Source organism: Pseudomonas sp. H2_A10 (assembly GCF_054680085.1).
Window position 1 is genome coordinate 4,659,522 of sequence record NZ_CP162821.1, and the last position, 25,837, is coordinate 4,685,358.

Genomic DNA, 25,837 nt, shown 5'->3' on the forward strand with positions numbered 1-25,837 from the left:
CGGCATCCCCGCGCGGCCAGAAGGAGCCACCATGCCCCACTTCATCGCTGAGTACACCGACAACCTCGAACAGCAGGCGGACCTGCCCGGCCTGTTCGAAAAAGTCCACGCCACCCTGGGTGACAGCGGCGTGTTCCCGCTGGGCGGCATCCGCAGCCGTGGCGTGCGCCTGGACACCTGGCGCATGGCTGACGGCAAGCACGACTACGCCTTCGTGCACATGACCCTGAAAGTCGGCCATGGCCGCGACCTGGCAACCCGGCAGAAGGTCGCCGAAAAACTCTTCGAGGTGATCACCGCGCACTTCGCCGCGCTGCAAGCCCAACGCCTGCTGGCCTTGTCGTTTGAAATGGTCGAACTGCACGAACAGCTCAATTTCAAGCAGAACAATGTGCACGCTTTCCTCAAGGCACAGGTGGGCTAACCCGCCCTGCCCGTTCGTTCCATCGGCCTCTCAGACAAAAAGTATAAAACCATGAGCACAGCCAATACCGCCGACACACCGGCCACCATCGCCCGCGACCGCACACACGGCCTCATCACCTGGCGGCTGATGCCGCTGTTGTTGATCTGTTATCTGTTCGCACACCTCGACCGCATCAACATCGGCTTCGCCAAGATGCAGATGAGTACCGACCTGAACTTCAGCGACACCGTCTATGGCTTCGGTGCCGGTCTGTTCTTCATCGCCTATGCGCTGTTCGGCGTGCCGAGCAACATGGCCCTGGACCGTGTCGGCCCGCGCCGCTGGATTGCCACGCTGATGGTGGTGTGGGGCGCGCTGTCGACCTGCATGTTCCTGGTCGACAGCGCGATGGGCTTTTATGTGCTGCGCTTTTTACTCGGGGTGGCCGAGGCGGGTTTCTTTCCGGGCATCCTGGTGTTCCTGAACCGTTGGTACCCGGCAGGCCGGCGTGCGCAAATCACCGCCTTGTTCGCGATTGCGGTGCCGATGGCCGGGGTGATCGGCGGGCCGCTCTCGGGCGGCATCCTCGAACATTTTCATGACCTGGGCGGCCTGCGCGGCTGGCAGTGGATGTTCGTGATCGAGGGCGCGCCGGTCATCCTGCTCGGGCTGGTGGTGCTCAAATGCCTGCCGGACAGTTTCGAGACCGTTACCTGGCTGACGCCTGCGCAAAAACAACAACTGCGCGAGCAACTGCACAGCGAAGAACAACGCAAATCCATCACCTCGTTCGCGGCCATCCTGCACAACCGCCAGGTGTGGTTGCTGGTGGCGGTGTATTTCGCGGTGATGCTGGCGGTCAACACCTTGGCGTTCTGGATGCCGACGCTGATCCACGGCGCCGGGGTCGGCAGCGACGGCAAGGTCGGGTTGCTCAGTGCGGTGCCGTACCTGGCCGGTTGTTTTTTCATGATCGGCTGCGGGCGCTCGTCCGACCGGCACCGTGAACGCCGCTGGCACCTGTGCGTGCCGTTGCTGATGGCGGCGGGCGGCATCGCCATCGCCGGGCTCGCCCCGGCCAACCCGGCCCTGGTGCTGGGCGGCCTGATCATCGCCGGCATGGGCGCCAGCGCGGCGTTGCCGATGTTCTGGCAGCTACCGCCAGCGTTCCTGTCCAACCACACCCAGGCCGCCGGCATTGCCTTGATCAGCTCCTTGGGCAGCATCGCTTCGTTCTTCGCGCCCTACCTGATCGGCTGGATGCGCGACACCACCCACAGCGCCAGCCTGGCCCTGTACGCCCTGGCATTGCTGATTGCACTCGGTGGCGTGCTGGTGCTGCGCACCCAGGCGGCCATCGTCAACCCTCACTAAGAGACCCTTGTCATGCTCGATCAACCGCTTATCCAGCAAGCCGCCGCCCGCCTCGACCAGGCGGAACGCTCCCGCGAGCAGGTGCGCCAGTTTTCCCTGGAGCACCCGGCAATCACCCTTGACGACGCCTACGCCATTCAGCGTGCGTGGGTCGCGCAAAAAATCCGCGACGGGCGCAAGCTGGTCGGCCACAAGATCGGCCTGACCTCACGCGCCATGCAGGTGTCTTCCAACATCAGCGAGCCGGATTACGGTGCGCTGCTCGACGACATGTTCTTCGACGAAGGCAGCGATATTCCCTTCGAGCGCTTTATCGTGCCGCGCGTCGAGGTCGAATTGGCGTTCATCCTGGGCAAGCCGCTCAAAGGCCCGAATGTGACCGTATTCGACGTGCTGGACGCCACCGAATGGGTGATCCCGGCGCTGGAGATCATCGACGCGCGCATCCAGCAGGTCGACCCGCACACCCAGGCGACCCGCAAGGTGTTCGACACCATTTCCGATAACGCGGCCAACGCCGGCGTGGTGATGGGCGGACGCGCCGTGCGCCCCACCGAGATCGACCTGCGCAAGGTGCCCGCCGTGTTGTACCGCAACGGCGTGATCGAAGAGTCCGGCGTATCGGCCGCCGTACTCAACCACCCGGCCAAGGGCGTAGCCTGGCTCGCCAACAAACTGGCCGCCTACGACGTCACCCTGCAACCTGGGCAAATCATCCTGGGCGGCTCCTTCACCCGCCCGGTGGCGGCCAACCCCGGCGATACCTTCCATGTCGACTACGACATGCTCGGCTCGATTGCCTGCCGTTTTGTGTAAGTGGAGGATTGCTCGATGGATATGCCTGTGAACACCTTCAAACAACGCCTGCGCAGCGGCGAAACGCAGATCGGCCTGTGGCTGGGACTGGCCGATGCCTACTGCGCGGAACTGGCCGCCAACGCCGGCTTCGATTGGCTGCTGATCGACGGCGAACACGCGCCCAACGACCTGCGCGGCATGCTCGGCCAGCTCCAGGCCGTAGCGCCTTACCCCAGCCACCCGGTGATCCGGCCGGTGATCGGCGATACCGCCTTGATCAAGCAAGTACTGGACATCGGTGCGCAGACCTTGCTGGTGCCGATGGTCGAAAGTGCAGCGCAGGCGCAAGCACTGGTGAACGCCATCCATTACCCGCCCAACGGGGTGCGCGGCGTCGGCAGTGCGCTGGCACGGGCATCGCGCTGGAACAGCATCGCCGGTTACCTCGACCAGGCCGATGCGCAAATGTGCCTGCTGGTGCAGATCGAAAGCCGCGAAGGCCTGGCCAACCTGGACGCCATCGCGGCCGTGGAAGGCGTCGACGGCGTGTTCATCGGGCCGGCCGACCTGAGCGCCTCAATGGGCCATCGCGGCAACCCCGGGCACCCCGAGGTGCAGGCGGCGATTGAAGACGCCATCGCCCGCATCCGCCAGGCCGGCAAGGCAGCCGGCATTCTCAGTGCCGACCCGGCATTGGCCAGGCGCTACATCGAACTGGGCGCGGCGTTCGTCGCGGTGGGCGTGGACACCACGGTGCTGATGCGTGGGCTGCAAAGCCTGGCGGCAGCGTTCAAGGGTTCAGCGGCGCCCGCCAACGCGGCGGGAGCTATTTACTAGAGCGTGCGATAGCGAGGGGTTGAGGTGTTCGGCCTAAAGCCCCGGCAAGATCTCAAGATAAATGGAGATCCCCTGTGGGAGGGGGCTTGCTCCCGATAGCGGTGTATCAGACTGTCCTAACAGTTGCAGTCTCGGCTCAGCGCTTCAGGGTTTTGAGCTCATTGAGCAAACCCAGAAGCGTCTGCAACTTCTCCTCGCCAAACCCCGCTTGCAAGCGCTGATAATTGGCCTCCATGCACTGGCTCATCGAAGCAAAACAAGCGTGCCCCTTCTCGGCCAGCCGCACCAGCACGCGCCGTTGATCCTGGTGCGCCTTGCGCCGCTCGACCATGCCCGCCGCCTCCATGCGTACCAGCACCCCCGTCATGCTTGGCTTGAGGATGCAGGCCAACTCGGCCAGGCGATTGATCTCCAGCTCTGGATGCTGGCTCAAGATCCGGATGACCCGCCATTGCTGCTCGGTCAACCCGTGCTGGTTCAATGAAGGACGAAAAAACCCCATGGCGGCTTCCCGCGCATGGAGCAAACTGAGGGTCAGGGATTGGCGCAATTGAGGCATATAAAGGTCGACGTCATATTTAGTTAACAGATTAACAAGATTCTAGCATCGGCACCGGTCCCCCGTGTGCAGCTTTACCCTTACGCAGGCTTCAGTGGCAGCCACGGTCAAGCGCGGCGGCACACAGAATCAAGACACCTAACGCGCGGAAGGCACCTAATAGCAGCCAACAAGCATAGAGCTCAAACCCGGCTCTGCAGTGAGTTCCCCTTCACTTTTCCAGGCTGCGCAATGATTAATATCGAAACGCCCACCTACTATTCGGCCACCAAAAAATACAACCTCAGCTTCCCGACCCTCGAACAGGACGTAGACGCCGACGTGGTGGTGATTGGTGGTGGTTTCTCCGGCATCAACACCGCGCTGGAACTCGCCGAAAAAGGCATCACCAACATCGTGGTGCTTGAGGCGCGCTACCTGGGCTTCGGTGGCACGGGCCGCAATGGCGGGCAAATCATGGCGGGGATCGGCCATGACCTGGAAAAGATCAAGCAGCAAGTCGGTGACGAAGGCCTGCGCCAGATCTTTGAAATCAGCGAGCTGGGCGCCGGCATCATCAAGGACCGCATCGCCAAATATTCCATCGACGCCGACTTCTGCCACGGCTACGGCTACATGGGCTTCAATGCCCGCCAGGAAAAAACCCTGCGCGCCTGGGAGAAGGACTTCAAATCCATCAACACCAAGGACGAAATCCGCTTCATGGCGGGGTCCGAGGTCAAGCAGATCATTGGTTCCGACGCCTACAGCAGCGCGTTGCTGCACATGGGCGGCGGGCATGTGCACTCGCTCAACCTGTTGCTGGGCGAAGCCAAGGCGTTGGCCGGGCATGGCGTGCGCATCTTCGAGCACAGCCCGGCCCTGGAAATCAGCTATGGCGAGCGCATCACCGTGCGCACCGGCCGTGGTTCGGTCAGGGCCGCCAAGTTGCTGTGGGCCTGCGACAGTTTCCTCAACAAGCTTGAACCCGAGTTGCACCAGACCACCGTCAACACCTACGCCTTCCAACTGATGACCGAACCGCTGTCGGACGAGATGATCAACCGCATCAGCCCTATACGCGGGGCCTACAGCGACATTCGCCCGGTGATCGACTACTACCGCGTCACCCGCGAAAACCGCCTGCTGTTCGGCGCCGCCACGCCTTTTGTCGAGCACATCCCGCTGGACCTCAAGGCCTGGAACCGCAACCTGATGTTGAAGATTTTCCCGTACCTCAAGGACGTGAAGATCGACCTGGCCTGGGGCGGGCCGATGGCGACCGGGGCCAACCTGTTCCCGCAGATCGGCACGCTCAGCGGTCGCCCCAACGCGTTTTACGTGCAGGGCTACGCCGGCTTCGGGGTCACGCCCAGCCACATTATCTGCAAGGTATTGGCCGAGGGCATGAGCGAAGGCTCTTCGCGCTATGACCTGATCAGCTCGGTCAAACACGCACAGATCCTCGGCAAAGACCATATCCGCCCGCTGCTGCTCACCGCCGGCAAAAGCCTTCACCAACTGTCGGGCTACTTCAACGGTCGCCGTTGAGCCCCCGCTGTTTCATTCACAGGAGAACCGCCATGCCCGTTACCCCCCTGAAGAAAGACATTCAATTATCGGAGCTCGACCCCTGGGGCACGGTTGCCGACCTCGGCTCCGAGATCCTCGAAGGCGAGGTCAAGGCCTTCGGCAAGATGACCTTCGGCGCCCCGACCGACCCGGTCAGCAGTGCCTATTTCGGCACCACCCAAGGCAAGTTCCGCATGGTCTACCCGTTCGCCGAACAGGCCACCGTGGTCACCGGCGAAGTGGTACTGACCGACGAAAGCACCGGCCAGAGCACCCGCTACAAGGCCGGCGACAGCTGGTTCGTGACCAAAGGCACACCGGTGCTGTGGGACGTGGTCAGCGAGAGCTTCGTGAAGCACTATTTTGCGGTAGGCTGATCGCTCCCGCTGCCGGCGTGTGCCGGCAGCGTTTTTTCCGGCGCAGGTAACCGACCATGCACGCCATCCCCGCCCAGGAAGTCGCCGGCCACTGCCTGCAGGCTTTCACCCAACTCGTACCCGCCAGCCAGGCGGCGTTCTATTGCGTCGACCGCCACCTGCAAGCCCGTGATTTCAGGCTGCTGGGCATGAGCGGTGAGATGCACCGCGATTACCTGGACAACTACCGCCAATTCGATCCGTTGCAGCCGCGCAACTGCCTGTCCACCGGGCTCGCCGTGGTGCCGCTGGGGCTGGCCATGGCCCGGCAGCCGCTGCGTGACAGCCGCCGCTACCGCGACTTTCTGGCGCGCTACGGGGTGGTCGATGTGGTGGAGATCGTCGCCCATCGCGCCGACCAGCCCCAGGCCGCCATCTCGCTGCTGCGCACGGCTGAACAAGGGGTGTTCACCCTCGACCAGTTGGCCCAGTTGAATGCCTTGCAGGTGATGCTGCAAATGGCCGTGGCTAACATGCAGCCCACAGACGACGGGTTGGCCGGGCTTACCCCCAAGGAGCGCCAGATCGCCTGGTTGCTTCGCCAAGGCGCGAGCAACAAACAATTGGCCCAGGCGCTGGACGTCGGCCTGCCCACCGTCAAGACCCACCTGATTCACCTGTTTCGCAAAACAGGCGTCAGCAGCCGCACCGAGCTGGTGGCGGCGCTGTTTCTTTAAGCGGGGTCAACCATTCGGTTGATAGGCGCGCGCCCTTCCCCACCGCATGCTCCGGGTTGTCAACTCAACCCCGTGGAGCCATGCAATGACCACCCCATCCGACTGGATCACCGTAGGCGCCCTTGCCGACGGTTTCGCCCCTGAAGCCTTTATCCTGCCCAACCTGGCCGACCTCAACGGCAAGACGTTCACGCTGTACTTCGCCAACGGCTGGCAGATCGAGCACCGCTTTGAAACCGACACGCTGCACTGGAACGCCGCCGATGGTCACTCCAGCGGTGCGGCCGCCTACCGCGCCACCTCGGTGCGTCCGGGCCTGTACCTGGTCGATTTCATCAAGCACGAAGCCGGGCAAGCCTGGTCGATCAGCCTGGTGCTGGATACCGCCACGTCGTCGTTCACCGCCGTGATCGGCAGCATGCCGAGCCGCGAGCAAACCGAACAAGGTCTGTACAGCCGCGCGCTGGCCGGCAAGGCCCTGACCTCGGTGCACGTGGAATTTCTACAGGGCAGCCTGAATCAACCCTGGCAGGCTGGCCAGTGCCCGCACGCACCGACCCAGGAACTGACCGGCTTGCGCAACCTGTACCGCTACAGCCCCAGCGAGGTCTACGAGCACATTTACCTGAACGATCAGTTCTACTCCTGGCAGTGCATCAAGGGTGTCGAACAGGGCCTGTGCGATACCGATCGCTGCCACTACTACAAGATTGCCGACCAGTTGTACCTGTTCGTCTGGCGCGAAAAGATCATCCCGACCCTCGGCCTGGTGTTGATCGATCTGCAACAGCACCGCAGCGACGGCAAGATTTTCGGCTACGCCGGTGCGTCCTTCGATGAGCTGTCGAACTTTCCGGTCAGTTCCTACTGCCAGGTCCTCAACCATACGGAGTATCCCGATGCCTGACGCCCGAACCGTGGTCATCACCGGTGCCGGCACGGGCATCGGTGCCGCCTGCGCGCGGCTGTATGCCGCCGAAGGCGCCAACCTGGTGCTGATCGGCCGGCGTCGCGAGCCATTGGAACAGGTCGCCGCACAAACCGGTGGCCTGGTGCTGGTCGGCGACGCGGCCTGCCCGGATACGTGGGACAGGTTCGTCGCACAGATTCGCGCACACCATGGCCGACTCGATGTGCTGCTGACCTGTGCCGGTGGGCATGGCGTGGGCAGCGCCAGCCAAACCAGCCCGGCCACCTGGGAAGCGGCGCTGCGCAGCAACCTGGACAGCGCGTTCTACAGCGCCCGCGCCTGCCTGCCGCTGCTGATCGAGAGCGCCGGCTGCATCGTGCTGCTGGGCTCCATCGCGTCGTTGGCCGCCGGGCCCGAGGTGTGCGGCTACACCACCGCCAAACATGCACTGCTCGGGCTTAACCGCTCACTGGCGCGGGACTACGGGCCGCGTGGCGTGCGAGTGAACGCCGTGTGCCCTGGCTGGGTCACCACGCCGATGGCCGACGAGGAGATGCAGCCCTTGATGAACTTCCACGGCGATACGCTGCAGCAGGCCTACGCCCGTGTGTGCGCCGACGTACCGTTGCGGCGTCCCGCCAGCGCCGAAGAAATTGCCAGGGTATGCCGCTTCCTGGCCGGCCCCGACGCCTCGATCATCACCGGTGCCAGCGTGGTCGCCGACGGTGGTTCGAGCATCGTCGATGTACCGACCCTGGCCTACGCCCATATGGAGCAGCCCTATGTCTGAAGACCTCGATTTCAGCGGCAAAAGCGTGCTGGTCACCGGCGGCGCGCAAGGCATCGGCCGGGCCGTTGTCGAAGCGTTTGCGCTGCGTGGCGCGCGCGTGATGATCGTTGACCTGCGTCGGGCGCAAGCCCAGGCGTTGGCCGACGAATTGGCTGCGCGGGGGTGCAGGGTCCAAGCCATCGAACTCGATCTGGCCGAGGCGACGGCGGTGTTCGACGGGATCAAAGGCATCGAGCGCGACTGGGGCCGCCTGGACATCCTGGTGCACAACGCTGGCTATTTTCCGTTGACCGCGTTCGAGCAGATCACCCCGGCCGTGCTGGAGCGCACGCTGGCGGTCAACCTCTCGGCGCTGTTCTGGCTGACCCAGGCCGCCTTGCCGATGTTTCAGCGTCAAGGCGGCGGTTGCGTGCTGGTCACCTCATCGGTCACCGGGCCACGGGTCGCCTATCCGGGGCTGAGCCACTACGCCGCGTCAAAGGCCGGGGTCAACGGGTTTATCCGCAGTGCCGCACTGGAACTGGCCGGCAACCGGGTAAGGGTCAACGGCGTGGAACCGGGGATGATCGCCACGCCGGCCATGGACAACCTGGGCGATGCTCAGGTCAACGCCGACATCGCCAGCCGCGTGCCACTCGGCCGCCTCGGCGCGCCGCAGGACATTGCCGGGGCCATGCTGTTTCTGGCCTCGGACCTGGCGAGCTACATCACCGGGCAGACCATCATTGTGGATGGCGGGTCGACGTTGCCCGAAGTGAAGTAAGGCCTGTCAGGCATAACCCACAGTTGGATCGCGGGCATCAGTTGGGTAGTTGCCTGCTCCCGAGCCGTGATGTTGCCTGAGGTGAAACAAGGCCACCTAAACCGCGCCCACCGCCTGTTGCAGATGGGTCGAACGAAAATCCTTGGGCGACAGCTCGAATTGCTTCTTGAACGAGCGACTGAAGTGCGCCGAGTCGGTGAAGCCCCACTTGTAGGCAATCGAGGTGATCGACTCGCTCTTGAGGAACGGGTTGGTCAAGTCATCCGCGCTGCGCTTGAGCCGCGCACGCTGGATGTAGCGGCAGACACTGTCGTCCTGTTCTTCGAACAAACGGTACAAATGCCGCACCGAGATATTCAAGCGACTGGCCAGGCCCACGGGGCTCAGGCCGGGCTGGGTCAGCGACTCGTCGATGACTTTCTGCACATAGCTGCGCAGGTTGTTGCCCTGCAGGCAGGCCATGCCCTCACCGGGCGCGTCATGCGCTTCGAAGGCGGAACCGAGCAAGGATACAAACGCCGCTTGCAGGGCCTGCGCCTCCTCGTTCGGGTCCTGGTCGCCCAACCCTTCCCGGCACAGTTGGTCCATCAGCACATGGAGCATGCGGCCACAGGCCTTGCTCGACGAGATCTTGCCGAAGGTTTTCGCGGCGCCACCCAGTTGCTTGCACACTTCATTGCGCGAGAGTGACAGCGAGGCGTGTTCGATCAGGCCAAACGGGCTGATCTCGATCGAGCCCGTGGAGTCCATCAGCAGCATGTCGCCGGGGGCCAGTTGCACCACCTGGCCGTTCTGGGTGATCTGGCAATAGCCACTGCGTTGGCTGACGAGAAAACAATGCTGGTCCCTATCGTGATCGGCGTTGGGTCGTTCGCGCTTGATCAGCCCGGCATTGGTGCGCAGGTTGGCCAGTGACAGGCCACCGCGCTCGCGCTTGGACACCTCACCGATAAACAGTGAGCGGTTAAACGCCAGTTCCGTGTCGAAATGGCCGCAGGCCGCGCGCAAATCCCGAGTCCAGGTTTCCAATCCATGGTGCGCAGATTGATAGGTGCTCATGGCAACTCCACAGTGGCTTATTGTTTTTGTCGGCCAATAGTTAACATGTTATCTATATAGGCGCAACAAGCACAGCATCCCAACTGTAAAAGCACTAATGATGCCAACTCATCACAACCCGCTCAGCACTCGCTGCAAGCCCGCCAGCACCGTGAACAGACTGGCGCGCTGGGCTGGGCTCAGGGCGATGTAACGACGAAACGCCGGCATGCGGTTGACCACTTCGCTGCCGCCCATGTGCTCCAGCCGGACGCGCCATTGCTGTGCCTGCAACTCGATGCGCAGGTGCTTGAAATCCAGCGCCATCAGGGCTTCGTGCAACGACGCATCACCCGCCAACGCAGCCTCCAGCCGGGCCAGCAAAGTCGCTTCGCCCGCCCGTTGCCGACACGCCAGCCCCGTGCGCCGAATCGACCCGCGGTGGTGCAGGTCCCAGCGTGCGCTGCCCTGCTGTGAAGCGGGCAACTGAATCCTGAACTCGGTCATCACCAGGTGCATCAGCAGTTGCGCTTCGGTGCGCTCGACAATCGTCACCTCAAGGCCACTGGCGTCCAGGCTGAACACCGCACTGGCCTGCCCGGTGGAGGTAAAACTTGCCAGGCCAAGGTTGCGCCGCAGGTATTCAAGCGTGACCCCGGGCCGATAGCCGGCCGGGGCGCGTTGCGCACTGAACAGCTCAGACAGCTTTTGCAGCATGCTCGAAAGGCTCGTTGTAAAGGTTGCCAGGCTCATGGGAAAACTCCTTGGCCAGCACGTCTTCGACCGACGCCGGCTTGAATGGATTGACCTTTTGCACCACCAATGTCCAGAACAGCGCGTAGGCAGCGGTAATCGCCAGCATCACGCCGAACGGCACGTAGATGTCGGCGGGGTTCATGCCCGGCGGGGTGATGAACCACATCCCGAGCAAGATGCCGATGCTGGACAGGATTTGTGGCAACGGGAAGAACGGCGAGCGATAGGCCCGTGGCAGATCAGGACGGCGAATGCGCAGGATCACCACCGACAGCGTCACCAGCAGGTACGAGAAACTCCAGGCACACACCGCCGCCAGCACCAGATGCATGATGTTGTCAGCGTTGCCGCCCAACCACAGGGCGTGCAGGCACGGAATCAGCATCGCCACCAGGATGCACAGCAACGGCGTCTTGAAGCGTGGGTGCAGGTAGGTGAACACCTTGGGCAGCGCGCCGTCCACGGCCATGCCATAGAGGATGCGCGGCACGCCCGCCATCAGCGTGTTGATGGTGGCGGCACCGGCAAACAAAAAACCGATGCCCAGCCACAGCGGGCCGACCTGCCCCATGACCTGCTCGGCAAAGCGCGGAATCGCCATCGGCGTGTCCAGCAGGTGCACGCCGGTGGCGGCATCCAGCAACACGTTTTCGACCTGGCGCTTCATCGCCGCGCCGTAGATAAACATACAGGTGGCCACGCTGAGCAAGCCCAACAGCATGGCCTTGGGCATCACCCTGGCCGAATTGCGCAAGTCCGGAGCCAACGGCGTGACGAACTCGCAACCGACAAACATGAACATCGCCATGCCTACCAATGACAGGACGGTGACCACGTCGGTGCCCACCAGTGACACACCGAACCAGCCCTCCAGTTGCACCGCCGGCGCCGCGATCAGGCCCAGCACGCCGAACACCATCAACGTGGTCCACATGCCGAAGGTCAGGATGATCTCGGCCCTGCCGAAGGCGCTGACGCCAAAGGCATTCAAGATGCCGAACACCACCACGAAGCCGACCCCGAGCAACCACGAGCCCCCGGCGGATTCCGCCAGGGTGTTGAGGTGCTCGAAGTTCACCAGCGCCATGACCCCGGACAGAATGGTTTCAGCGGTACCGGCAAACACATGCACGATCAGGTACGCCGACAAGGTGCCGGTGATCGCAAAAAAACGGCCCATGCCGCAATTGATGTAGTCGTAGACCGAGCCGGTGGTCGGCAGGATCGCGGCGGCTTCGGCGAAGGTGGTCGCCTGCGCCAGCATCATCACCACCGCAATCAGCATGGCCACCGCAAAGGCGCTGCCGCCGATCCCGAAACCCATGGTCGCGGTGAGAATCACCGGGCTGGCCATGATCAGGCCAATGGTGCTGGCCAGCGCGGTCGGAAAGCCGACGCTGCCTCGTTTCAAATGCTGCGTGAGCCGGTCATTGATCGACATGGTGCGGATCCTCGAAAGCGGATTTCTGATTGGATGCATCGAGCCGTACAAGGAGCCGGCGTTGAAGCCCTCCCCAGCCAGTCCCTGATCGAAACGGCCTCGAGCGAAAATCACTGTGCGCCTCCAACGCGCCGAGCGTCTTGCCCATGTGTGCCGTCACTTTTGTTGCTGTCTGCCACGGCACACCGCTTGGCGGGCAGGATCAATTACCTGGCACGCAGATGAAAGACTTCCCCCGCTCCCAGCCACTTAATGCGCCCTCCACCTAACCATGCTGGGGATTATAAAAATGGAGCACACACTCAAAACCCGCACGTTGTCCAAGGCTGTCGGCCTGGGCATCGCGCTCTTGATCACCCATTCGTCGGCCCAGGCCTACGCGCTGTACGCCGACGAAGACACCCACCTCAACGCCGACTTCCTGGCGGTCTACGGGATGTTCAACAGCCGCCACAACTACAATGGCATGCCGGGCGGCTCGACCTGGCGCGAAGGGTTCATCAAGTACGGGGTCAGCGGCGATCAGGGCCTGGCCGGGTACGGTACCGGTTATGGCGCCCTCAATTGGGTCAGCTCCGGCACCTGGGGCGACGGCGATGCGGGGGGCAATACCGTGGGTTCGGAACGCACCACAAAAATCGAAGACGCGTACCTCGGGTGGCGCTCGGCCGAGCTGTTCCCGGCACTGGGCAAGGACGGGGTGGATTTTTCCATCGGCCGCCAGGTGGTCAAGGTTGGCCGTGGTTTTTTGATCAACGACGACGGCCCCAACCTGGGCAAGGGCCCGGCTGACGGTACGTTGAACCGCGGGGGCGGTTTCTACCTCGGCGCCCGCCACGCCTTCGACCGCACGGCGGTCCTGCGCCTGGGCGGGCAGGATGGCCTGCATGGTTCGGTGCTGTGGCTCAAATCCGACAACCGCGCCCAGGCCGAAACCGAGCTGGCGGCGGGCACCCTCGACTACACGGCGGCGGCCGGTACGCTGGGGTTGACCTGGGTTCACGGCATGGGCGTCACCGACCCATGGGCCAGCGACTTCCAGAAACAGCGCGACGGCATGAACACCTACAGCCTGCGCGGCGAAGGCAGCGCGGGCATCGACAACGCCAGTTTCGCCTTCGAATACGCTTGGCAGGACAAGGACGCCGGGCCGGAAAAAGCCTGGTACGGCGAAGCCGGCTACACCTTCGCCGACGTCAGTTGGGCACCGAAACTGACCTATCGCTACACCCGTTATTCGCAAAAATGGGACCCGCTGTTCACCGGACTCAGCACCGGCTACGGCACCTGGATCCAAGGTGAAGTGGCCGGCAATTACGCCGGCCCGTTCAACAGCAACACCGGGGTCCACCATGTCGGCCTCAAAGCCACGCCATTGGAAAACCTGACGATTGCGGCGCTGTACTTCGATTTCAATACCCTGCGCAAGCACGATGCGCTGAACCTGGACGCTCGCGAGCTGGACCTCTACGCCGAATGGGCCGTCAACAGCCACCTGATCATCAGCCCGCTGGTGGGCCTCTACCAACCGAAAAAGGGCGCAGACACCGGCGGCAACCAAGTCGGTGGCAACGGCACCAACCTCTACAGCCAACTGACCGTGGCCGTACCCTTCTGAGCCCTTTCAGGCGCTGCCCCGCGCAGCGCCTGCGGCACGCCGGGGTGTGTGCTGATGCAGCATGCTCCCTTGCCACATGCAGCAATCAGCAATCAGCAATCAGCAATCAGCAATGGCGGATCAGTTGCTTCAATACCGTCTTGAACGTTTCGATCTGCGCCTCAGTGAACTCAGCGAATACCTTGTCCTGCTGTTCGCGCGCAATCGCCCACAGGTCTTCGGTTTGCTCCACGCCCGCAGCGGTCAGGCGCACGCCGCTGTCGTCGTCGCTCACCAGCCCCTTGCGCTTGAGGTTGGCCACGGCTTCGTCGATTTCGCGCACCGGCATGGCCACCTCGCGTAGCAGGTCGCCGGCGCTCAGCCGGGCGTCGTTCTCCAGCACCATCAGCATGCGCGCCTCGTTGGTGCGCAGGCCGGTGGACAGTTGCCGGGGTTGGTAGGCCGATTGGTAGGCGCGCACCGCCTGGGTCATCAGGTAATACAGGTTGTGGCTCAGGCGCCCCTGGAAATGGCTGCTCGGCGGCTGGCTGTCGTCACGCTTGGTCATGCGCGTGTGGGGTAGGACCATCGAGTAGGCGCCCTGGTGATAGAGCAGCGGCGCACGCCCGAAGTCATCGAACGCCACCACCTTGCCGATCATGATCCAGTGATCGCCGCCGTCCACCTGCTGGTAGTTCTCACAGTGAAACCGCGCCGAACAATCGGCGAACACCGGCGCGCCACCCTCGCCTGGCTGGTACTCGATCTCGGCGAAGCGATCGTCCTTGGGCCGGGCAAAATTGTTCGACAGGTCGATCTGGTCCGCCGCCAGCACGTTGACCGCGAAATGACTGGCCTGCTCGAACACTTCATGGCTGTTGGAGCGTTTGTCGATACTCCATAACACCAACGGTGGGTCGAGCGACACGGAGTTGAAGCTGTTGGCGGTGACGCCCACCTTGCGCCCGCTGGCGTCGGCGGCGGTGACCACGGTCACGCCGGTGGCAAAGTTGCCCAAGGCGCGGCGAAAGGCGCGTGGGTCGAAGGTCGATTCAGACATGCAAGACTCCCGGGCTGCGTCAGGCGCAGCCCTGATTGTTGTTATCAAAGACGGGTTCAGATCATGCTCGGGTCGGGCTCCAGGCCCATCAGCTCGCGGCCGAGGATCTGCGCGCACACGTCGTAGTCGGTGTAGGCATGGGCGCCGGTCATGTGCGAGTCACGGAACAGGCGTTGCATCTCGTTGTGTTCGAACCAGGCATTGCCGCCGGCGGCTTCAAACAGGCGATCCACCGCCTGGATGCACATCTTGGTGGCGTACGCCTGGTTGGTGCGCCAGAACGCCAGGGTTTCGCGGCTGGGGTAGCGCTGCTGCTCACTGTGCTCGGCATGATCGGCCCAGGTCTTTTCAAGAAACGCACGCGCGGCGCCCACTTGATGCGTCGACTCGGCCAGCCGCATCAACGCCGGCGTGGCCGCGCCGACCGCCGCCCCGGTGTAGGCGCGCACGCGGGTCTTGGTCTTTTCGCGGAACACAGCGAGCATGCGCTCGGCGACGCCCAGGCTCACGGTGGAAAAGCCGCTGGCAAAATACGGACGGTACGGCGAGTAGAACACCTTGCTGTCGGGGTACAAGCCAAAGCCCGCGGACTTGCCCTCCATCATGTCCTTGGCCTTCTGGATACGGTGCTCCGGCACCCAGGCCTTGTCGATGAGCAGGGTCTTGGTGCCGCTACCTTTCATGCCGGCGGCAAACCAGTCGTCGCGGATCTGATAGTCACTGCGCGGCAGCACGGCGAAGCAATAGTCCTGCGTGCCTTCGGCATTGGGCCGGCGGAAACCGACAATCGCCCACTCGGCATGGTCGCAGCCGCTGCTCCAGCCCATCTCACCGCTGAACAGCACGCCGCCCTCGACCTCTTCGGTACGCCCAAAGGGCGCGATGCTGCTGCTCGCCGTGGCGTTCGGGTCGGTGCCCCAGACTTCCTGTTGCAGGGTGGCCGAGAACAGCGCCAGCTGATGGCTGTGGGTGCACAACAGGCTCATGGCCCAGGCGGTACTGGCACATGCCCCGGCGAGCGCGGCGATGCAGTCGGCAAACTGTGGCAGCGACAACTCCATGCCGCCGAACGCCTTGGGCTGGAACGCACGATGCAGGCCGATGCCCTTGAGCAACGCCATATTCTCGGCGGGCACCTGGCGGTGCTGTTCAGCCTGCGCAGCATTGGCCGCGATGGTCGGCAGGATGGACTTGAGGTCTTCAAGGAGCGGGTTTGGCTTTTTCATGGATGGCCCTGCTTATTATTGGATGTCCGGACAACCACAGGAATCGAGGCGGGGCGCCGGATGCAGGGCCAGTATGGCGGGCGCCCCTGGGGCATAAAATGCACGTTCCACAGCCAAGATTGCACTTTTCATAGGCCTGGCAGCCACAGACATAGCACGCGGCAGGCACAGTCAAGCCTGGCATGAAGCGGTGGCTTAACCTCGGGGTTTTCTTTGTTCACGACCAGGAAAACCCCATGAGCGATATTCCACTGCTGCCTCAGGTCGAAGCGTTTTTGCGTCGACAACACGCGCTGTTTATCGACGGTGGCTACGTACAGAGCCACTGCGGCCAGACGTTGGAGGTGATCAACCCGGCCACCGGCCAAGTCATCGCCCAGGTCGCCGACGCCGACGCGGCCGACATCGACGCAGCCGTGGCCTCCGCGCGCCGTGGTTTCAAACAATGGTCCCAGGTCGCCCCGGCGACACGCGGCACGGTGTTGTTCAAACTGGCCGACCTGCTGGAGCAGCACCGCGAAGAACTGGCGCAGATCGAAACCTGCCAATCGGGCAAGATCATCCAGATTTCCCGCGCCTTCGAAGTCGACCAGGCCGCGCATTTTTTGCGCTACTACGCCGGCTGGGCCAGCAAGATCACCGGGCAGACCATCACCCCCTCACTGCCCTCGTTCGCCGGTGAACGCTACACCGCCTTCACCCTGCGCGAGCCGGTCGGGGTGGTGGTGGGGATCGTGCCGTGGAATTTCTCCACCATGATCGCGCTGTGGAAACTCGCTTCGGCGCTGGTGACCGGTTGCAGCATCATTATCAAGCCCAGTGAGTTCACGCCGCTGACCATCCTGCGCATCGCCGAACTGGCGATGGAGGCCGGGCTGCCGCCGGGTGCGCTCAACGTATTGACCGGCGCCGACCTGGTGGGCAAAGGGCTGGTCGAACACCCCGGCACCAACAAGGTGTCGTTTACCGGCTCGGTGCCCACCGGCATTGCCGTGGGCCAGAGCGCCATGGGCGCCGGGCTGACCCGCGCCACCCTGGAACTGGGCGGGAAAAACTCGGCGGGGTTCCTGCCCGATGTGGACCTGGAAACGGCGGTCAACGGCATCATCGAGGCGGGCTTTTTGCACTCCGGGCAAATCTGCGCCGCGGCCGAACGCTTCTTTGTGCATCGCTCGCAGATCGACGCGGTCATGGACAAACTGGCGCAGCGCTTGAGCGCGCTGAACATCGGTTCGCCGCTGGATGAGCGCACCGAGTTCGGCCCGGTCGCCAACCGTCAGCATCAACTCAAACTGGGCGCGTTCTTTGACAAGGCACGAGCGCAAAACAACCGCATCGTGCACGGCGGCAGGCTGCTTGACCGGCCGGGTTGCTACGTCGAACCGACGATCATCCTGGCCAATGGGGTCAACGACACCTTGCTCAACGAAGAGACCTTTGGCCCGATCGCTACGTTTTTGCCGTATGACACTGAGGAGGAACTGCTGGCGTTGATGAACAACACGCCCTATGGCTTGAGCGCCAGCCTGTGGACTAATGATTTGGGCAAGGCGCTGCGGATGGTGCCGGCCATTGAAGCGGGTACGGTGTGGGTGAATATGCATACGTTGCTGGACCCGGCGGTGCCGTTTGGGGGCAGCAAGTGCTCGGGGGTGGGCCGGGAGTTTGGCGGCGCGTTTATCGAGGAGTACACCGAGTTGAAGTCGGTGATGATTCGTTACTGACGATAATCCGGCTATACCGGGAATCAAATGAAGGAGGGGGCTTGCTCCCGATAGCGGTGTGTCAGTCAATGGATCTGTCACTGACCCACTGCTATCGGGAGCAAGCCCCCTCCCACATGGACCTCACTAATGGATCCACTAATTAATAGGCTGTTCGATAATCGCCCATTAAACCCCCTTTAACAGCTTGACTACCCCCTACCCCTCCAATCTAATGGATCCAACAAATAAAAATAATCCATTGCCTGGAGAGTCACCATGTACCCCAAGAACACGTGGTATGTCGCCTGCACCCCCGATGAAATCGCGCACAAGCCGCTGGGCAGGCAGATCTGCGGTGAAAAAATGGTGTTTTATCGTGGCCTGGAAGGCGCGGTGGTGGCGGTCGAGGACTTCTGCCCCCATCGTGGCGCGCCGTTGTCGTTGGGCTATGTCGAGAACGGCAACCTGGTGTGCGGCTATCACGGCCTGGTGATGGGCTGCGATGGCAAGACGGTTGAGATGCCTGGCCAGCGGGTACGCGGTTTTCCCTGCAACAAGACCTTCGCGGCGGTTGAGCGCTACGGCTTTATCTGGGTATGGCCGGGTGATCAGGCCCAGGCCGACCCTGCGCTGATTCATCACTTGGAATGGGCCGTGAGTGACGAGTGGGCGTATGGCGGCGGGCTGTTCGATATCCAGTGCGATTACCGCCTGATGATCGACAACCTGATGGACCTGACCCACGAAACCTACGTGCATGCCTCCAGCATCGGCCAGAAGGAAATCGACGAGGCGCCGCCCGTGACCACGGTGGAAGGCGACGAAGTGGTCACCGCCCGGCATATGGAAAACATCATGGCGCCGCCGTTCTGGCGCATGGCCCTGCGCGGCAATAACCTGGCCGATGACGTGCCGGTGGATCGCTGGCAGATCTGTCGCTTTACCCCGCCCAGCCATGTGCTGATCGAAGTCGGCGTGGCCCATGCCGGCAAGGGCGGTTACCACGCCGCGCCCGAACACAAGGCGGCGAGCATTGTGGTGGATTTCATCACCCCGCAGACCGACACGTCGATCTGGTACTTCTGGGGCATGGCGCGCAATTTCAACCCTCGTGATGAAGCACTCACCGCCAGCATTCGCGAAGGCCAGGGCAAGATTTTCAGCGAAGACCTGGAGATGCTCGAACGCCAGCAACAGAACCTGCTCGCTCACCCGACGCGCAACCTGCTCAAGCTGAATATCGACGCTGGTGGCGTGCAGTCGCGCAAGGTCCTGGAGCGCCTGATCGGGCGCGAACGCGCCGGAGATCCATCATGATCGAGGTGGTGGTGACGTCGCGGCGCGTCGAGGCGCTGGACATTTGCAGCTATGAACTGGCCCGTGTCGATGGCGCACCCTTGCCGCCGTTCAGTGCCGGGGCGCATATCGATGTGCACCTGCCCGATGGGCTGACCCGTCAGTATTCCCTGTGCAATCACCCTGAGGAACGCCATCGCTACCTGATCGGCGTGCTCAATGACCCTGCCTCGCGGGGCGGCTCGCGCAGCCTGCACGAACAGGTGCATGAAGGCGCCCGCCTGACCATCAGCGAACCGCGCAACCTGTTCCCGTTGGTCCATGAAGCCCGGCGCAGCCTGTTGTTCGCCGGTGGCATCGGCATCACGCCGATATTGTGCATGGCCGAACGCCTGACCCAGGGCGGGGCCGACTTCCAATTGCATTACTGCGCCCGCGCCAGTGAACGCGCGGCGTTTGTGCAGCGCCTCAAGGATTCGTCGTTTGCCGAGCGGGTATTCCTGCATTTCGATGAGCAACCCGACACGGCGCTCAATACCGCCCAGGTACTGGCGGCACCGGCGGACGAAGTGCACCTGTATGTCTGCGGCCCCGGCGGCTTCATGCAGCATGTGCTCGACAGCGCCCGCGCCCAGGGCTGGCAGGAGGACTGCCTGCACCGCGAATACTTCTCGGCGGCGCCGGTGGACAACAGCCTGGACGGCAGCTTTTCGGTACGGATCGCCAGCAGCGGCCAAGTCTATGAGGTACCGGCCGACAAGAGCGTGGTCCAGGTGTTGGAACACCACGGCATCGAGATTGCCGTGTCCTGCGAACAAGGCATCTGCGGCACCTGCCTGACCCGCGTGCTGGAAGGCATACCGGAACACCGCGACCTGTTTCTCACCGAGCAGGAACAAGCCCTGAATGACCAGTTCACGCCGTGCTGCTCACGCGCAAAAACCGCGCTGCTGGTGCTCGATATCTGAACCGCGTCACGACGCGGGCAAGATCACCTTCATGCGTGCATCGGCGGTGGCGCTGCTGAAGATCTCGGCGTAGCGCAAGGTTGCATTGGCGTGTTCGCGCATGATGGCTTCGGCCCGGGCGCCCTGGCGATTGACCAGGGCGTCGAACACCGAATGGTGTTGCATGTGGGCATAGTTGAAGCGCCGGTATTCGCGGGCCATGTCCTCACGGTCCACCGCCAGCGCCGTCACCGAGGCGAACGGCAGGTGATCGTTGCGCGCCAGCGCATCGGCAATCGCCGGGTTGTGGCTGCCTTCGACGATGACCTGGTGAAAACGCATGTTCAGGTCGTGGTAGACCTCCAGGTCGTCCTCGGTGACGTAGCCCTTGTCGAACAGTTGATCGCCTTCGACCAGGCAACGCTCAAGCACCCTGCGCGCCTCGTCGGACAAGCCCCGCTCAGCGGTCTGGCGCGCCGCCAGGCCTTCAAGCACACCGCGCACTTCGACCGCCCCGGCAATATCGTCGGGGCTGACCGAACGCACCTGATACCCGCGCCCGCCAAACGGCACCAGCAACCCTTCCTGCTCCAGGGTACGGAACGCCATGCGTACCGGCATGCGCGACACACCAAAGCGTTGCGCCGTGGGGATCTCCATCAAGCGCTCGCCTGCCGCCAACTCGCCGCTGGCAATCATCTTGCGCAGCGCAACCAGCACCAATTGACCGGGCTTACTCATCCAGGCAACTTCCAGAAAACGTGGGCCGCCATAGTACCGCAAGCCTGCGGTGCCGTCAGACGAACGCCAGAGCCAGAACAGACTGAGGTCTACCTGATGTATGGAGATCAAAATGTGGCAGGGGCTTGCCCCCGATGGCAGTCTGTCAGCCGACCACTGAGTGATTGATGCACCGCTATCGGGAGCAAGCCCCCTCTCACATTTAGATCGCGCGATGTCAGTCAGATAGTTGCCGGCTCCCGAGCCGTCACGGGTGCCAGGCCGGGTTTTCGATCAACAACGCCATCCCCTGCCCGCCCCCCACGCACGCAGCCGCAATCCCATAACGCAAATGGTGCCGACGCAGTTGCCGAGCCAGGCTCATGACCAGCCGCAGCCCGGTGGCGGCCAACGGATGCCCGAGCGCAAGGGAGCCGCCCTCGACGTTAAGCCGTGTGCTGTCCAGTTCCAGCGCCTGGGCCACCGCCAGCACCTGCGCGGCCTGGGCCTCGTTGATCTCGAAGCGGCCGATATCGCCCTGGCTCAGCCCGCTGCGTTGCAACAGCAGGCGAATCGCCGGGGCCGGGCCGATGCCCATGAACTCCGGGGCCACCCCCACCACCGCACTGGCCACCAGCCGGGCCAGCGCCGGGCGCGTACTGTCGCAGGCCCGCCCTACCAGCGCCGCCGCCGCGCCGTCGACCACCGCACAACTGTTGCCGGCGGTTTGCACACCGTCGGCATGAATCGCGCGCAAACGCGCCAGGGCGCCCAGGTCGGTAGGCCGTGGGTGGCTGTCCACGCTGACCGTACCGGCCTGGCGCGCCAGGCTGATCCCCCTCGGCTGGTACCCCTCAAGTTCGAATACCTGGCTCTCCACCGCCACGATCTCTTCCACCCAGGCCCCATCACGTTGCGCCTGCAATGCGCGCTGATGACTGTCGCAGGCATACCGATCCACCGCCTCGCGGTTCAAGCCGTAACGGCGCGCCAGGTTGTCGGCAGTGGCGATCATGTCCACCGCCGGGGCCGGGTCGTACAGCGCCTCCCAGAGGAAATCCTTGAATTGCACCTCGCCCCCCAGGCGAAACCCGCCCCGGTGGGTGTAGGCGGCAATCGGGTTGCGCGACATCGACTCAGCCGCCACGCACAACGCCAGTTGCGTCCCATCGCGCAGTTGCCCGGCGGCCTGGCGCAACAGCTCGAAACCGGTGGCGCAGATGCGCTGCACCCCCAGCGCCGGGACCGCTTGCGCCACACCGCTGTACAACCCGATATGCCGTGGCAGCAAGTAGGCATCGAAACTGGCCTGGGCCATGGAGCCGGCCAGTACGCTGTCCACCGCCTGCGCTTCGATGCCGGCGCGGGCCAGCACCTCGCGGCCGACCTTGATGCCCAGGTCGATCGGCGACACTTGCGACAGCGCCCCGCCAAGGTCGACCCAGGGCGTGCGCACCGCGTCGAAAATCGCTACATCGGCAAACGCCGCGTACTGCCCGGCGCCGCTCACGCCTTGGGCTCGGCGCGCAGGATCGTCGGGTCTTCACCGCGATACAACGCCTCGACCTTGGCCGCGCGCCATTGCAGCACTGCGCGCTGGTTGATAGAGCCTTTGTCGGTGATTTCGCCACGGTCGATGGACGCCGGTTCGTCGAGCACGGCAATCCACTCCAGGCGGCTGGCATTGCCGGTGGCTTCGCGGTTGAGGCGCTGCAACCAGTCGCCGAACCACTGGCGCACCGGCGCGCTGGCCAGTACCTCGGCGTCACTGGCATCAACGCTCAAGCCCGCCAGGCGACGGCATTCGTAGGGCCTGGGAAAAACCAGGGCCCCCAGGCATTCACGGTCCGGCGCGGCGATCACCAGGTCCTGCACGTACGGCGAGCCTTCGAGCACCGCGCGATTGCGCAACGGGCCGACGCTGACAAACACCCCGGAAGACAGCTTGAAGTCCTCGGCCATGCGCCCGTCGAACATCAGCCCCAGTTGCGGCCGCTCAGGGTCGGCGAGCTTGATCGCATCGCCCGAACAGTAAAAACCCTGCTCATCGAATACTTCGGCGGTTTGCTCGGGCGCCCGCCAGTAGCCCGGCATGATGTGCGGCCCGCGAAAGCGCCCTTCGAACTTACCGTCCAGCGGCACCAGGCGCACCTCGCACCCCGGTGCCGGCAAACCGATGTAACCGGCCATCGACAATGGCCCGGTGGTGAAGGTGCAGGACGGCGCGGCTTCGGTCATGCCCAGCCCGGCCATCATGCGGATGCGCTCGCCACAGTGCTGCTCGGCCACTCGGTCGAGGCGGTCCCAGACCCGTTGCGAGAGACCGGCGGCCGCAAAAAAGAACAGCTTCATTCGCGCAAAAAAGCGCTCGCGCAACTCGGCGTCCTGTTCCAGGGCCGTGACCAGCTCTTCCCAGCCCTTGGGCACGGTCAGGTAGGCGGTGGGCGAAATCTCCTTGAGATTGCGCAGGGTCTCGGCAATGCCCTGGGCGGTGGGTTTGCCATTGTCCAGGTAAAACGTGCCGCCGTTGTAGAGCACGATGCCGACGTTGTGGCTGCCGCCAAAGGTGTGATTCCACGGCAGCCAGTCCACCAGCACCGGCGGTTCCTCGCCAAACACCGGAAACGTCTGCAACAGCATCTGCTGGTTGGCGCAGAGCATGCGTTGGGTGGTGACCACCGCCTTGGGCAACTTGGTCGAGCCGGAGGTGAAGAGAAATTTGGCGATGCTGTCCGGCCCGGTGGCGTCAAACGCCGCCTCGGCCTCGGCGCCACCCGGCGTTTGCAGCAGGCTCGCAAAGCTTGCCTGGCTGCGCCCCGACACTTGGCCGCGCACGCAGATCAGCGGGGTGTCGGCCGGCAACACGGCGTCGATCGCGCGCTGGTATGCCAGCGCATCACTGACGAACACCAGCCCCGGCTGCAGCAGGTCGCACACATGCCGCAGCTTGGCGAAATCCTGGGACAACAATGAGTACGCGGGCGACACCGGGCAATAGGGAATACCGGCATACATGGCGCCGAGCGCGAGCTGCAGATGCTCGATATCGTTGCCCGACAGCAGCGCCAACGGCTTGTGCGCCGACAGCCCATAACCGAGTAAACCCTGGGCAATGGCGCGCACGCTGTCGAGCATTTCCCGGTAGCTGACGCGGCGCCACGCGCCGTCGGCCTGGCGTGCGGCGATAAAGGTTTGCTCGGGCCGCACCTGCGCCCAATGCACCAGCCGGTCGAGTAAGCGCGGCGGCAACTCGGCCAGGGGTTCCAGCGAACGCATATGCAGCACGCCCTGTTCTTCAGTGACCTCGACCGGCGCATGGCCGATGGACACCGCGCGGTATCGCGGCGGGTGCTGCTCGGGCTGGGGTTGCGCTCTGAATTCGGAACTCACAAGGATGTCCTCCGTCAAGGCGGGCCAACGCCGCCTTGTTATTGTTAGGTCGCGATGCCTGCTCAGATCGGATAGTGCCGTGGCCCGTTCTGCAAGGTCACCCAGCGCAGTTGCGTAAAGTGTTCAATCGCAGCCTTGCCGCCGAAACTGCCGTAGCCGCTGGACTTGACCCCGCCGAAGGGCATCTGCGCTTCGTCATGCACGGTCGGGCCGTTGATGTGGCAAATGCCCGACTCCACCCGTTGCGCCAGCGCCAGGGCACGCCCGGTGTCGCGGCTGAAGATCGCCGCCGACAGGCCAAATTCGGAGTCATTGGCCAGGCGCAGCAGCGCTTCATCACCCTCACCACGCAGCAGCACCGCCACCGGGCCGAAGGACTCTTCGCGGTACAGGCGCATGTGTTCGGTGACGCCATCGATCAGCGTCGGTTGCAGAATGCTGCCGTCCAGTTGCCCACCCGTCACCAAGCGTGCGCCTTTGCTCAGCGCGTCGTCGATCAGCGCCTTGATGCGCGTTCCGGCGCTGGCATCCACCAGGGAACCCAGCACAGAATCCGGCGCAGCGGGATCGCCCGCGTGCAGGGTCGCGACCTTGGCCGCCAGCTTGGCGACAAACGCATCAGCGACCTTGGCGTCGACAATCAGGCGTTCGGTGGACATGCAGATCTGCCCCTGATTGAAATAGGCGCCAAAGGCCGCCGCCGCTACCGCCGCATCCAGGTCAGCGTCGTCGAGCACCAGCAACGGCGCTTTACCGCCCAGTTCCAGCAACGCCGGTTTGAGGTGACGTGCCGCTAGCTCGCCGACAATCCGTCCGACATGGGTGGAGCCGGTGAAGTTGACCCGCCGCACCGCCGGGTTGGCGATCAGCCGTTCGACGATGGCGGCGGCATCCGCCGGGGCATTGCTGATCACATTGACCACGCCATCGCCAAGGCCGGCGTCTTGCAACACCTGGCCGATCAGACGGTGCACCGCCGGGCTCAACTCCGACGCCTTGAGCACCACGGTGTTGCCGCAGGCCAGCGGCATGGCGATGGCGCGGGTGGCGAGGATGACCGGGGCATTCCACGGCGCGATGCCCAGCACCACGCCGCACGGCTGACGCAAGGCCATGGCGAAACTGCCGGGCACATCGGAGGGGATCACGTCGCCCGTGATCTGGGTGGTCATCGACGCGGCTTCGCGCAGGATGTTGGCCGCCAGGCGCACGTTAAAGCCATACCAGTTGGCCATGGCGCCGGTCTCGCCGGCAGCGGCGATAAATTCGGCGCTGCGCGCCTGCAAGTGTTCGGCGGCAATGAGCAAACGCGTGCGGCGCTCGTTGGGCGCCAGCGCCGCCCATGTGGGGAACGCGGCCTGGGCAGCGGCCACGGCGGCGTCGGCGTCGTCCAGAGTGGCGGCGGCCACCCGCGAGACCACGTCACCGGTCACCGGGTTGCGACGCTCAAAGGTTCGACCGTCGCGGGCAGGGCACGACTGGCCGCCAATCAGTAGGGGCACGTCCAGCATGGTGATTCCTCTTTATTATCTTTATCGGGAATACGTTCAGCTTCGGTCACAGCAGCGCGGCCCGAGGG

At 63.7% G+C, this 25,837-nt stretch carries 24 protein-coding genes; 14 read left to right on the forward strand and 10 right to left on the reverse strand.

Going from position 1 to position 25,837, the window contains the following annotated elements; all coding sequences use genetic code 11:
- Positions 1-31: 31 nt before the first annotated feature.
- Genes AB4O23_RS21580 through hpaI form a run of 4 tightly spaced genes read left to right on the forward strand, consistent with a single transcriptional unit; the run spans position 32 to position 3,415 of the window.
- Positions 32-424 (forward strand): tautomerase family protein, encoded by a 393-nt coding sequence (locus tag AB4O23_RS21580; RefSeq protein ID WP_017528299.1) that lies wholly within the window; start codon positions 32-34, stop codon positions 422-424.
- Positions 425-475: 51 nt separating this feature from the next.
- Entirely contained in the window at positions 476-1,780 is a 1,305-nt protein-coding gene (locus tag AB4O23_RS21585) for an MFS transporter (protein ID WP_460060492.1), read from the forward strand.
- Positions 1,781-1,792: 12 nt separating this feature from the next.
- Positions 1,793-2,596, forward strand: a complete 804-nt coding sequence (gene hpaH / locus AB4O23_RS21590) for a 2-oxo-hept-4-ene-1,7-dioate hydratase (protein ID WP_065877802.1) — start codon at positions 1,793-1,795, stop codon at positions 2,594-2,596.
- A 15-nt stretch (positions 2,597-2,611) separates the two neighbouring features.
- The gene (gene hpaI / locus AB4O23_RS21595; protein ID WP_017528296.1) at positions 2,612-3,415 is read left to right on the forward strand and encodes a 4-hydroxy-2-oxoheptanedioate aldolase; all 804 of its coding nucleotides are present in this window, start codon (positions 2,612-2,614) and stop codon (positions 3,413-3,415) included.
- A 136-nt stretch (positions 3,416-3,551) separates the two neighbouring features.
- On the opposite strand, the gene hpaR is transcribed toward hpaI, so the two are convergent.
- A complete protein-coding gene (gene hpaR, locus AB4O23_RS21600; RefSeq protein WP_017528295.1) occupies positions 3,552-3,974 on the reverse strand; it encodes a homoprotocatechuate degradation operon regulator HpaR in 423 nt (140 codons plus the stop codon).
- Positions 3,975-4,205: 231 nt separating this feature from the next.
- On the opposite strand from hpaR, the gene AB4O23_RS21605 reads away from it, so the two are divergent.
- The 6 genes from AB4O23_RS21605 to AB4O23_RS21630 all read left to right on the forward strand — a co-directional run bounded on the left by AB4O23_RS21605 (position 4,206) and on the right by AB4O23_RS21630 (position 9,081).
- Complete coding sequence (locus AB4O23_RS21605; protein WP_017528294.1) at positions 4,206-5,504, forward strand: NAD(P)/FAD-dependent oxidoreductase; 1,299 nt, start codon at positions 4,206-4,208, stop codon at positions 5,502-5,504.
- Positions 5,505-5,536: 32 nt separating this feature from the next.
- Positions 5,537-5,902, forward strand: coding sequence for a cupin domain-containing protein (locus AB4O23_RS21610; protein WP_017528293.1), 366 nt, complete (start codon positions 5,537-5,539; stop codon positions 5,900-5,902).
- A 56-nt stretch (positions 5,903-5,958) separates the two neighbouring features.
- Complete coding sequence (locus tag AB4O23_RS21615) at positions 5,959-6,618, forward strand: response regulator transcription factor (protein ID WP_223497212.1); 660 nt, start codon at positions 5,959-5,961, stop codon at positions 6,616-6,618.
- Between the two features lie 85 nt (positions 6,619-6,703).
- The gene (locus AB4O23_RS21620; RefSeq protein ID WP_026067288.1) at positions 6,704-7,525 is read left to right on the forward strand and encodes a molybdenum cofactor biosynthesis F family protein; all 822 of its coding nucleotides are present in this window, start codon (positions 6,704-6,706) and stop codon (positions 7,523-7,525) included.
- Positions 7,518-8,318, forward strand: a complete 801-nt coding sequence (locus AB4O23_RS21625) for an SDR family NAD(P)-dependent oxidoreductase (protein ID WP_460069197.1) — start codon at positions 7,518-7,520, stop codon at positions 8,316-8,318. The genes AB4O23_RS21620 and AB4O23_RS21625 overlap by 8 nt, the downstream gene beginning before the upstream one ends.
- On the forward strand, positions 8,311-9,081 hold the full coding sequence (locus tag AB4O23_RS21630) for an SDR family oxidoreductase (protein ID WP_135196987.1): 771 nt from the start codon (positions 8,311-8,313) through the stop codon (positions 9,079-9,081). Before AB4O23_RS21625 ends, AB4O23_RS21630 begins: the two co-directional genes overlap by 8 nt.
- A 96-nt stretch (positions 9,082-9,177) precedes the next feature.
- Here the strand turns inward: AB4O23_RS21630 and feaR are convergent, their stop codons facing one another.
- From feaR to AB4O23_RS21645, 3 genes are all read right to left on the reverse strand, one after another.
- Positions 9,178-10,140 (reverse strand): transcriptional regulator FeaR, encoded by a 963-nt coding sequence (feaR, locus tag AB4O23_RS21635; RefSeq protein ID WP_017528288.1) that lies wholly within the window; start codon positions 10,138-10,140, stop codon positions 9,178-9,180.
- 111 nt (positions 10,141-10,251) lie between these two features.
- Positions 10,252-10,836, reverse strand: a complete 585-nt coding sequence (locus tag AB4O23_RS21640; RefSeq protein WP_137220223.1) for a DUF3156 family protein — start codon at positions 10,834-10,836, stop codon at positions 10,252-10,254.
- The gene (locus AB4O23_RS21645) at positions 10,817-12,316 is read right to left on the reverse strand and encodes an APC family permease (RefSeq protein ID WP_065877794.1); all 1,500 of its coding nucleotides are present in this window, start codon (positions 12,314-12,316) and stop codon (positions 10,817-10,819) included. Before AB4O23_RS21645 ends, AB4O23_RS21640 begins: the two co-directional genes overlap by 20 nt.
- Positions 12,317-12,605: 289 nt before the next feature.
- Between AB4O23_RS21645 and AB4O23_RS21650 the strand changes: the two genes are divergently transcribed.
- Positions 12,606-13,934: an alginate export family protein gene (locus AB4O23_RS21650; RefSeq protein ID WP_017528285.1), complete on the forward strand. Its 1,329-nt coding sequence runs from the start codon at positions 12,606-12,608 to the stop codon at positions 13,932-13,934.
- A 106-nt stretch (positions 13,935-14,040) separates the two neighbouring features.
- On the opposite strand, the gene AB4O23_RS21655 is transcribed toward AB4O23_RS21650, so the two are convergent.
- Both AB4O23_RS21655 and AB4O23_RS21660 read right to left on the reverse strand, forming a co-directional pair.
- Positions 14,041-14,973, reverse strand: a complete 933-nt coding sequence (locus AB4O23_RS21655) for a p-hydroxyphenylacetate 3-hydroxylase reductase component (protein ID WP_017528284.1) — start codon at positions 14,971-14,973, stop codon at positions 14,041-14,043.
- A 56-nt stretch (positions 14,974-15,029) separates the two neighbouring features.
- On the reverse strand, positions 15,030-16,199 hold the full coding sequence (locus AB4O23_RS21660; RefSeq protein WP_017528283.1) for a p-hydroxyphenylacetate 3-hydroxylase oxygenase component: 1,170 nt from the start codon (positions 16,197-16,199) through the stop codon (positions 15,030-15,032).
- 236 nt (positions 16,200-16,435) lie between these two features.
- On the opposite strand from AB4O23_RS21660, the gene AB4O23_RS21665 reads away from it, so the two are divergent.
- The 3 genes from AB4O23_RS21665 to AB4O23_RS21675 all read left to right on the forward strand — a co-directional run bounded on the left by AB4O23_RS21665 (position 16,436) and on the right by AB4O23_RS21675 (position 20,169).
- On the forward strand, positions 16,436-17,923 hold the full coding sequence (locus AB4O23_RS21665) for an aldehyde dehydrogenase family protein (protein ID WP_460069192.1): 1,488 nt from the start codon (positions 16,436-16,438) through the stop codon (positions 17,921-17,923).
- A 258-nt stretch (positions 17,924-18,181) separates the two neighbouring features.
- Complete coding sequence (locus AB4O23_RS21670; protein WP_137220203.1) at positions 18,182-19,222, forward strand: aromatic ring-hydroxylating oxygenase subunit alpha; 1,041 nt, start codon at positions 18,182-18,184, stop codon at positions 19,220-19,222.
- Positions 19,219-20,169 (forward strand): PDR/VanB family oxidoreductase, encoded by a 951-nt coding sequence (locus AB4O23_RS21675; protein WP_460084490.1) that lies wholly within the window; start codon positions 19,219-19,221, stop codon positions 20,167-20,169. The genes AB4O23_RS21670 and AB4O23_RS21675 overlap by 4 nt, the downstream gene beginning before the upstream one ends.
- A gap of 6 nt (positions 20,170-20,175) precedes the next feature.
- Here AB4O23_RS21675 and AB4O23_RS21680 read toward each other — a convergent pair whose 3' ends face one another.
- The 4 genes from AB4O23_RS21680 to AB4O23_RS21695 form a co-directional block, all read right to left on the reverse strand.
- Entirely contained in the window at positions 20,176-20,889 is a 714-nt protein-coding gene (locus AB4O23_RS21680; protein ID WP_017528279.1) for a GntR family transcriptional regulator, read from the reverse strand.
- Between the two features lie 247 nt (positions 20,890-21,136).
- Positions 21,137-22,378 carry a thiolase family protein gene (locus AB4O23_RS21685; protein ID WP_068932199.1) on the reverse strand — a complete coding sequence of 414 codons (1,242 nt, stop codon included), beginning with the start codon at positions 22,376-22,378 and terminating at the stop codon, positions 21,137-21,139.
- Positions 22,375-24,258, reverse strand: coding sequence for a feruloyl-CoA synthase (locus AB4O23_RS21690; RefSeq protein ID WP_065878557.1), 1,884 nt, complete (start codon positions 24,256-24,258; stop codon positions 22,375-22,377). The genes AB4O23_RS21685 and AB4O23_RS21690 overlap by 4 nt, the downstream gene beginning before the upstream one ends.
- A 62-nt stretch (positions 24,259-24,320) precedes the next feature.
- Positions 24,321-25,769: an aldehyde dehydrogenase gene (locus AB4O23_RS21695; protein ID WP_065878558.1), complete on the reverse strand. Its 1,449-nt coding sequence runs from the start codon at positions 25,767-25,769 to the stop codon at positions 24,321-24,323.
- Positions 25,770-25,837 lie beyond the last annotated feature (68 nt).

Bases quoted from the DNA above. Each gene is read 5' to 3' on its own strand.
- AB4O23_RS21580 (WP_017528299.1), top strand. From the start codon at position 32: ATGCCCCACTTCATCGCTGAGTACACCGACAACCTCGAACAGCAGGCG.
- AB4O23_RS21665 (WP_460069192.1), top strand. From the start codon at position 16,436: ATGAGCGATATTCCACTGCTGCCTCAGGTCGAAGCGTTTTTGCGTCGA.
- AB4O23_RS21655 (WP_017528284.1), bottom strand. From the start codon at position 14,973: ATGTCTGAATCGACCTTCGACCCACGCGCCTTTCGCCGCGCCTTGGGC.
- AB4O23_RS21680 (WP_017528279.1), bottom strand. From the start codon at position 20,889: ATGAGTAAGCCCGGTCAATTGGTGCTGGTTGCGCTGCGCAAGATGATT.
- AB4O23_RS21670 (WP_137220203.1), top strand. From the start codon at position 18,182: ATGTACCCCAAGAACACGTGGTATGTCGCCTGCACCCCCGATGAAATC.
- AB4O23_RS21660 (WP_017528283.1), bottom strand. From the start codon at position 16,199: ATGAAAAAGCCAAACCCGCTCCTTGAAGACCTCAAGTCCATCCTGCCG.
- AB4O23_RS21640 (WP_137220223.1), bottom strand. From the start codon at position 10,836: ATGCTGCAAAAGCTGTCTGAGCTGTTCAGTGCGCAACGCGCCCCGGCC.
- AB4O23_RS21610 (WP_017528293.1), top strand. From the start codon at position 5,537: ATGCCCGTTACCCCCCTGAAGAAAGACATTCAATTATCGGAGCTCGAC.
- AB4O23_RS21645 (WP_065877794.1), bottom strand. From the start codon at position 12,316: ATGTCGATCAATGACCGGCTCACGCAGCATTTGAAACGAGGCAGCGTC.
- hpaI (WP_017528296.1), top strand. From the start codon at position 2,612: ATGGATATGCCTGTGAACACCTTCAAACAACGCCTGCGCAGCGGCGAA.
- hpaR (WP_017528295.1), bottom strand. From the start codon at position 3,974: ATGCCTCAATTGCGCCAATCCCTGACCCTCAGTTTGCTCCATGCGCGG.
- AB4O23_RS21625 (WP_460069197.1), top strand. From the start codon at position 7,518: ATGCCTGACGCCCGAACCGTGGTCATCACCGGTGCCGGCACGGGCATC.
- AB4O23_RS21585 (WP_460060492.1), top strand. From the start codon at position 476: ATGAGCACAGCCAATACCGCCGACACACCGGCCACCATCGCCCGCGAC.
- AB4O23_RS21695 (WP_065878558.1), bottom strand. From the start codon at position 25,769: ATGCTGGACGTGCCCCTACTGATTGGCGGCCAGTCGTGCCCTGCCCGC.
- AB4O23_RS21650 (WP_017528285.1), top strand. From the start codon at position 12,606: ATGGAGCACACACTCAAAACCCGCACGTTGTCCAAGGCTGTCGGCCTG.
- AB4O23_RS21620 (WP_026067288.1), top strand. From the start codon at position 6,704: ATGACCACCCCATCCGACTGGATCACCGTAGGCGCCCTTGCCGACGGT.
- AB4O23_RS21615 (WP_223497212.1), top strand. From the start codon at position 5,959: ATGCACGCCATCCCCGCCCAGGAAGTCGCCGGCCACTGCCTGCAGGCT.
- AB4O23_RS21630 (WP_135196987.1), top strand. From the start codon at position 8,311: ATGTCTGAAGACCTCGATTTCAGCGGCAAAAGCGTGCTGGTCACCGGC.
- AB4O23_RS21605 (WP_017528294.1), top strand. From the start codon at position 4,206: ATGATTAATATCGAAACGCCCACCTACTATTCGGCCACCAAAAAATAC.
- hpaH (WP_065877802.1), top strand. From the start codon at position 1,793: ATGCTCGATCAACCGCTTATCCAGCAAGCCGCCGCCCGCCTCGACCAG.
- AB4O23_RS21675 (WP_460084490.1), top strand. From the start codon at position 19,219: ATGATCGAGGTGGTGGTGACGTCGCGGCGCGTCGAGGCGCTGGACATT.
- feaR (WP_017528288.1), bottom strand. From the start codon at position 10,140: ATGAGCACCTATCAATCTGCGCACCATGGATTGGAAACCTGGACTCGG.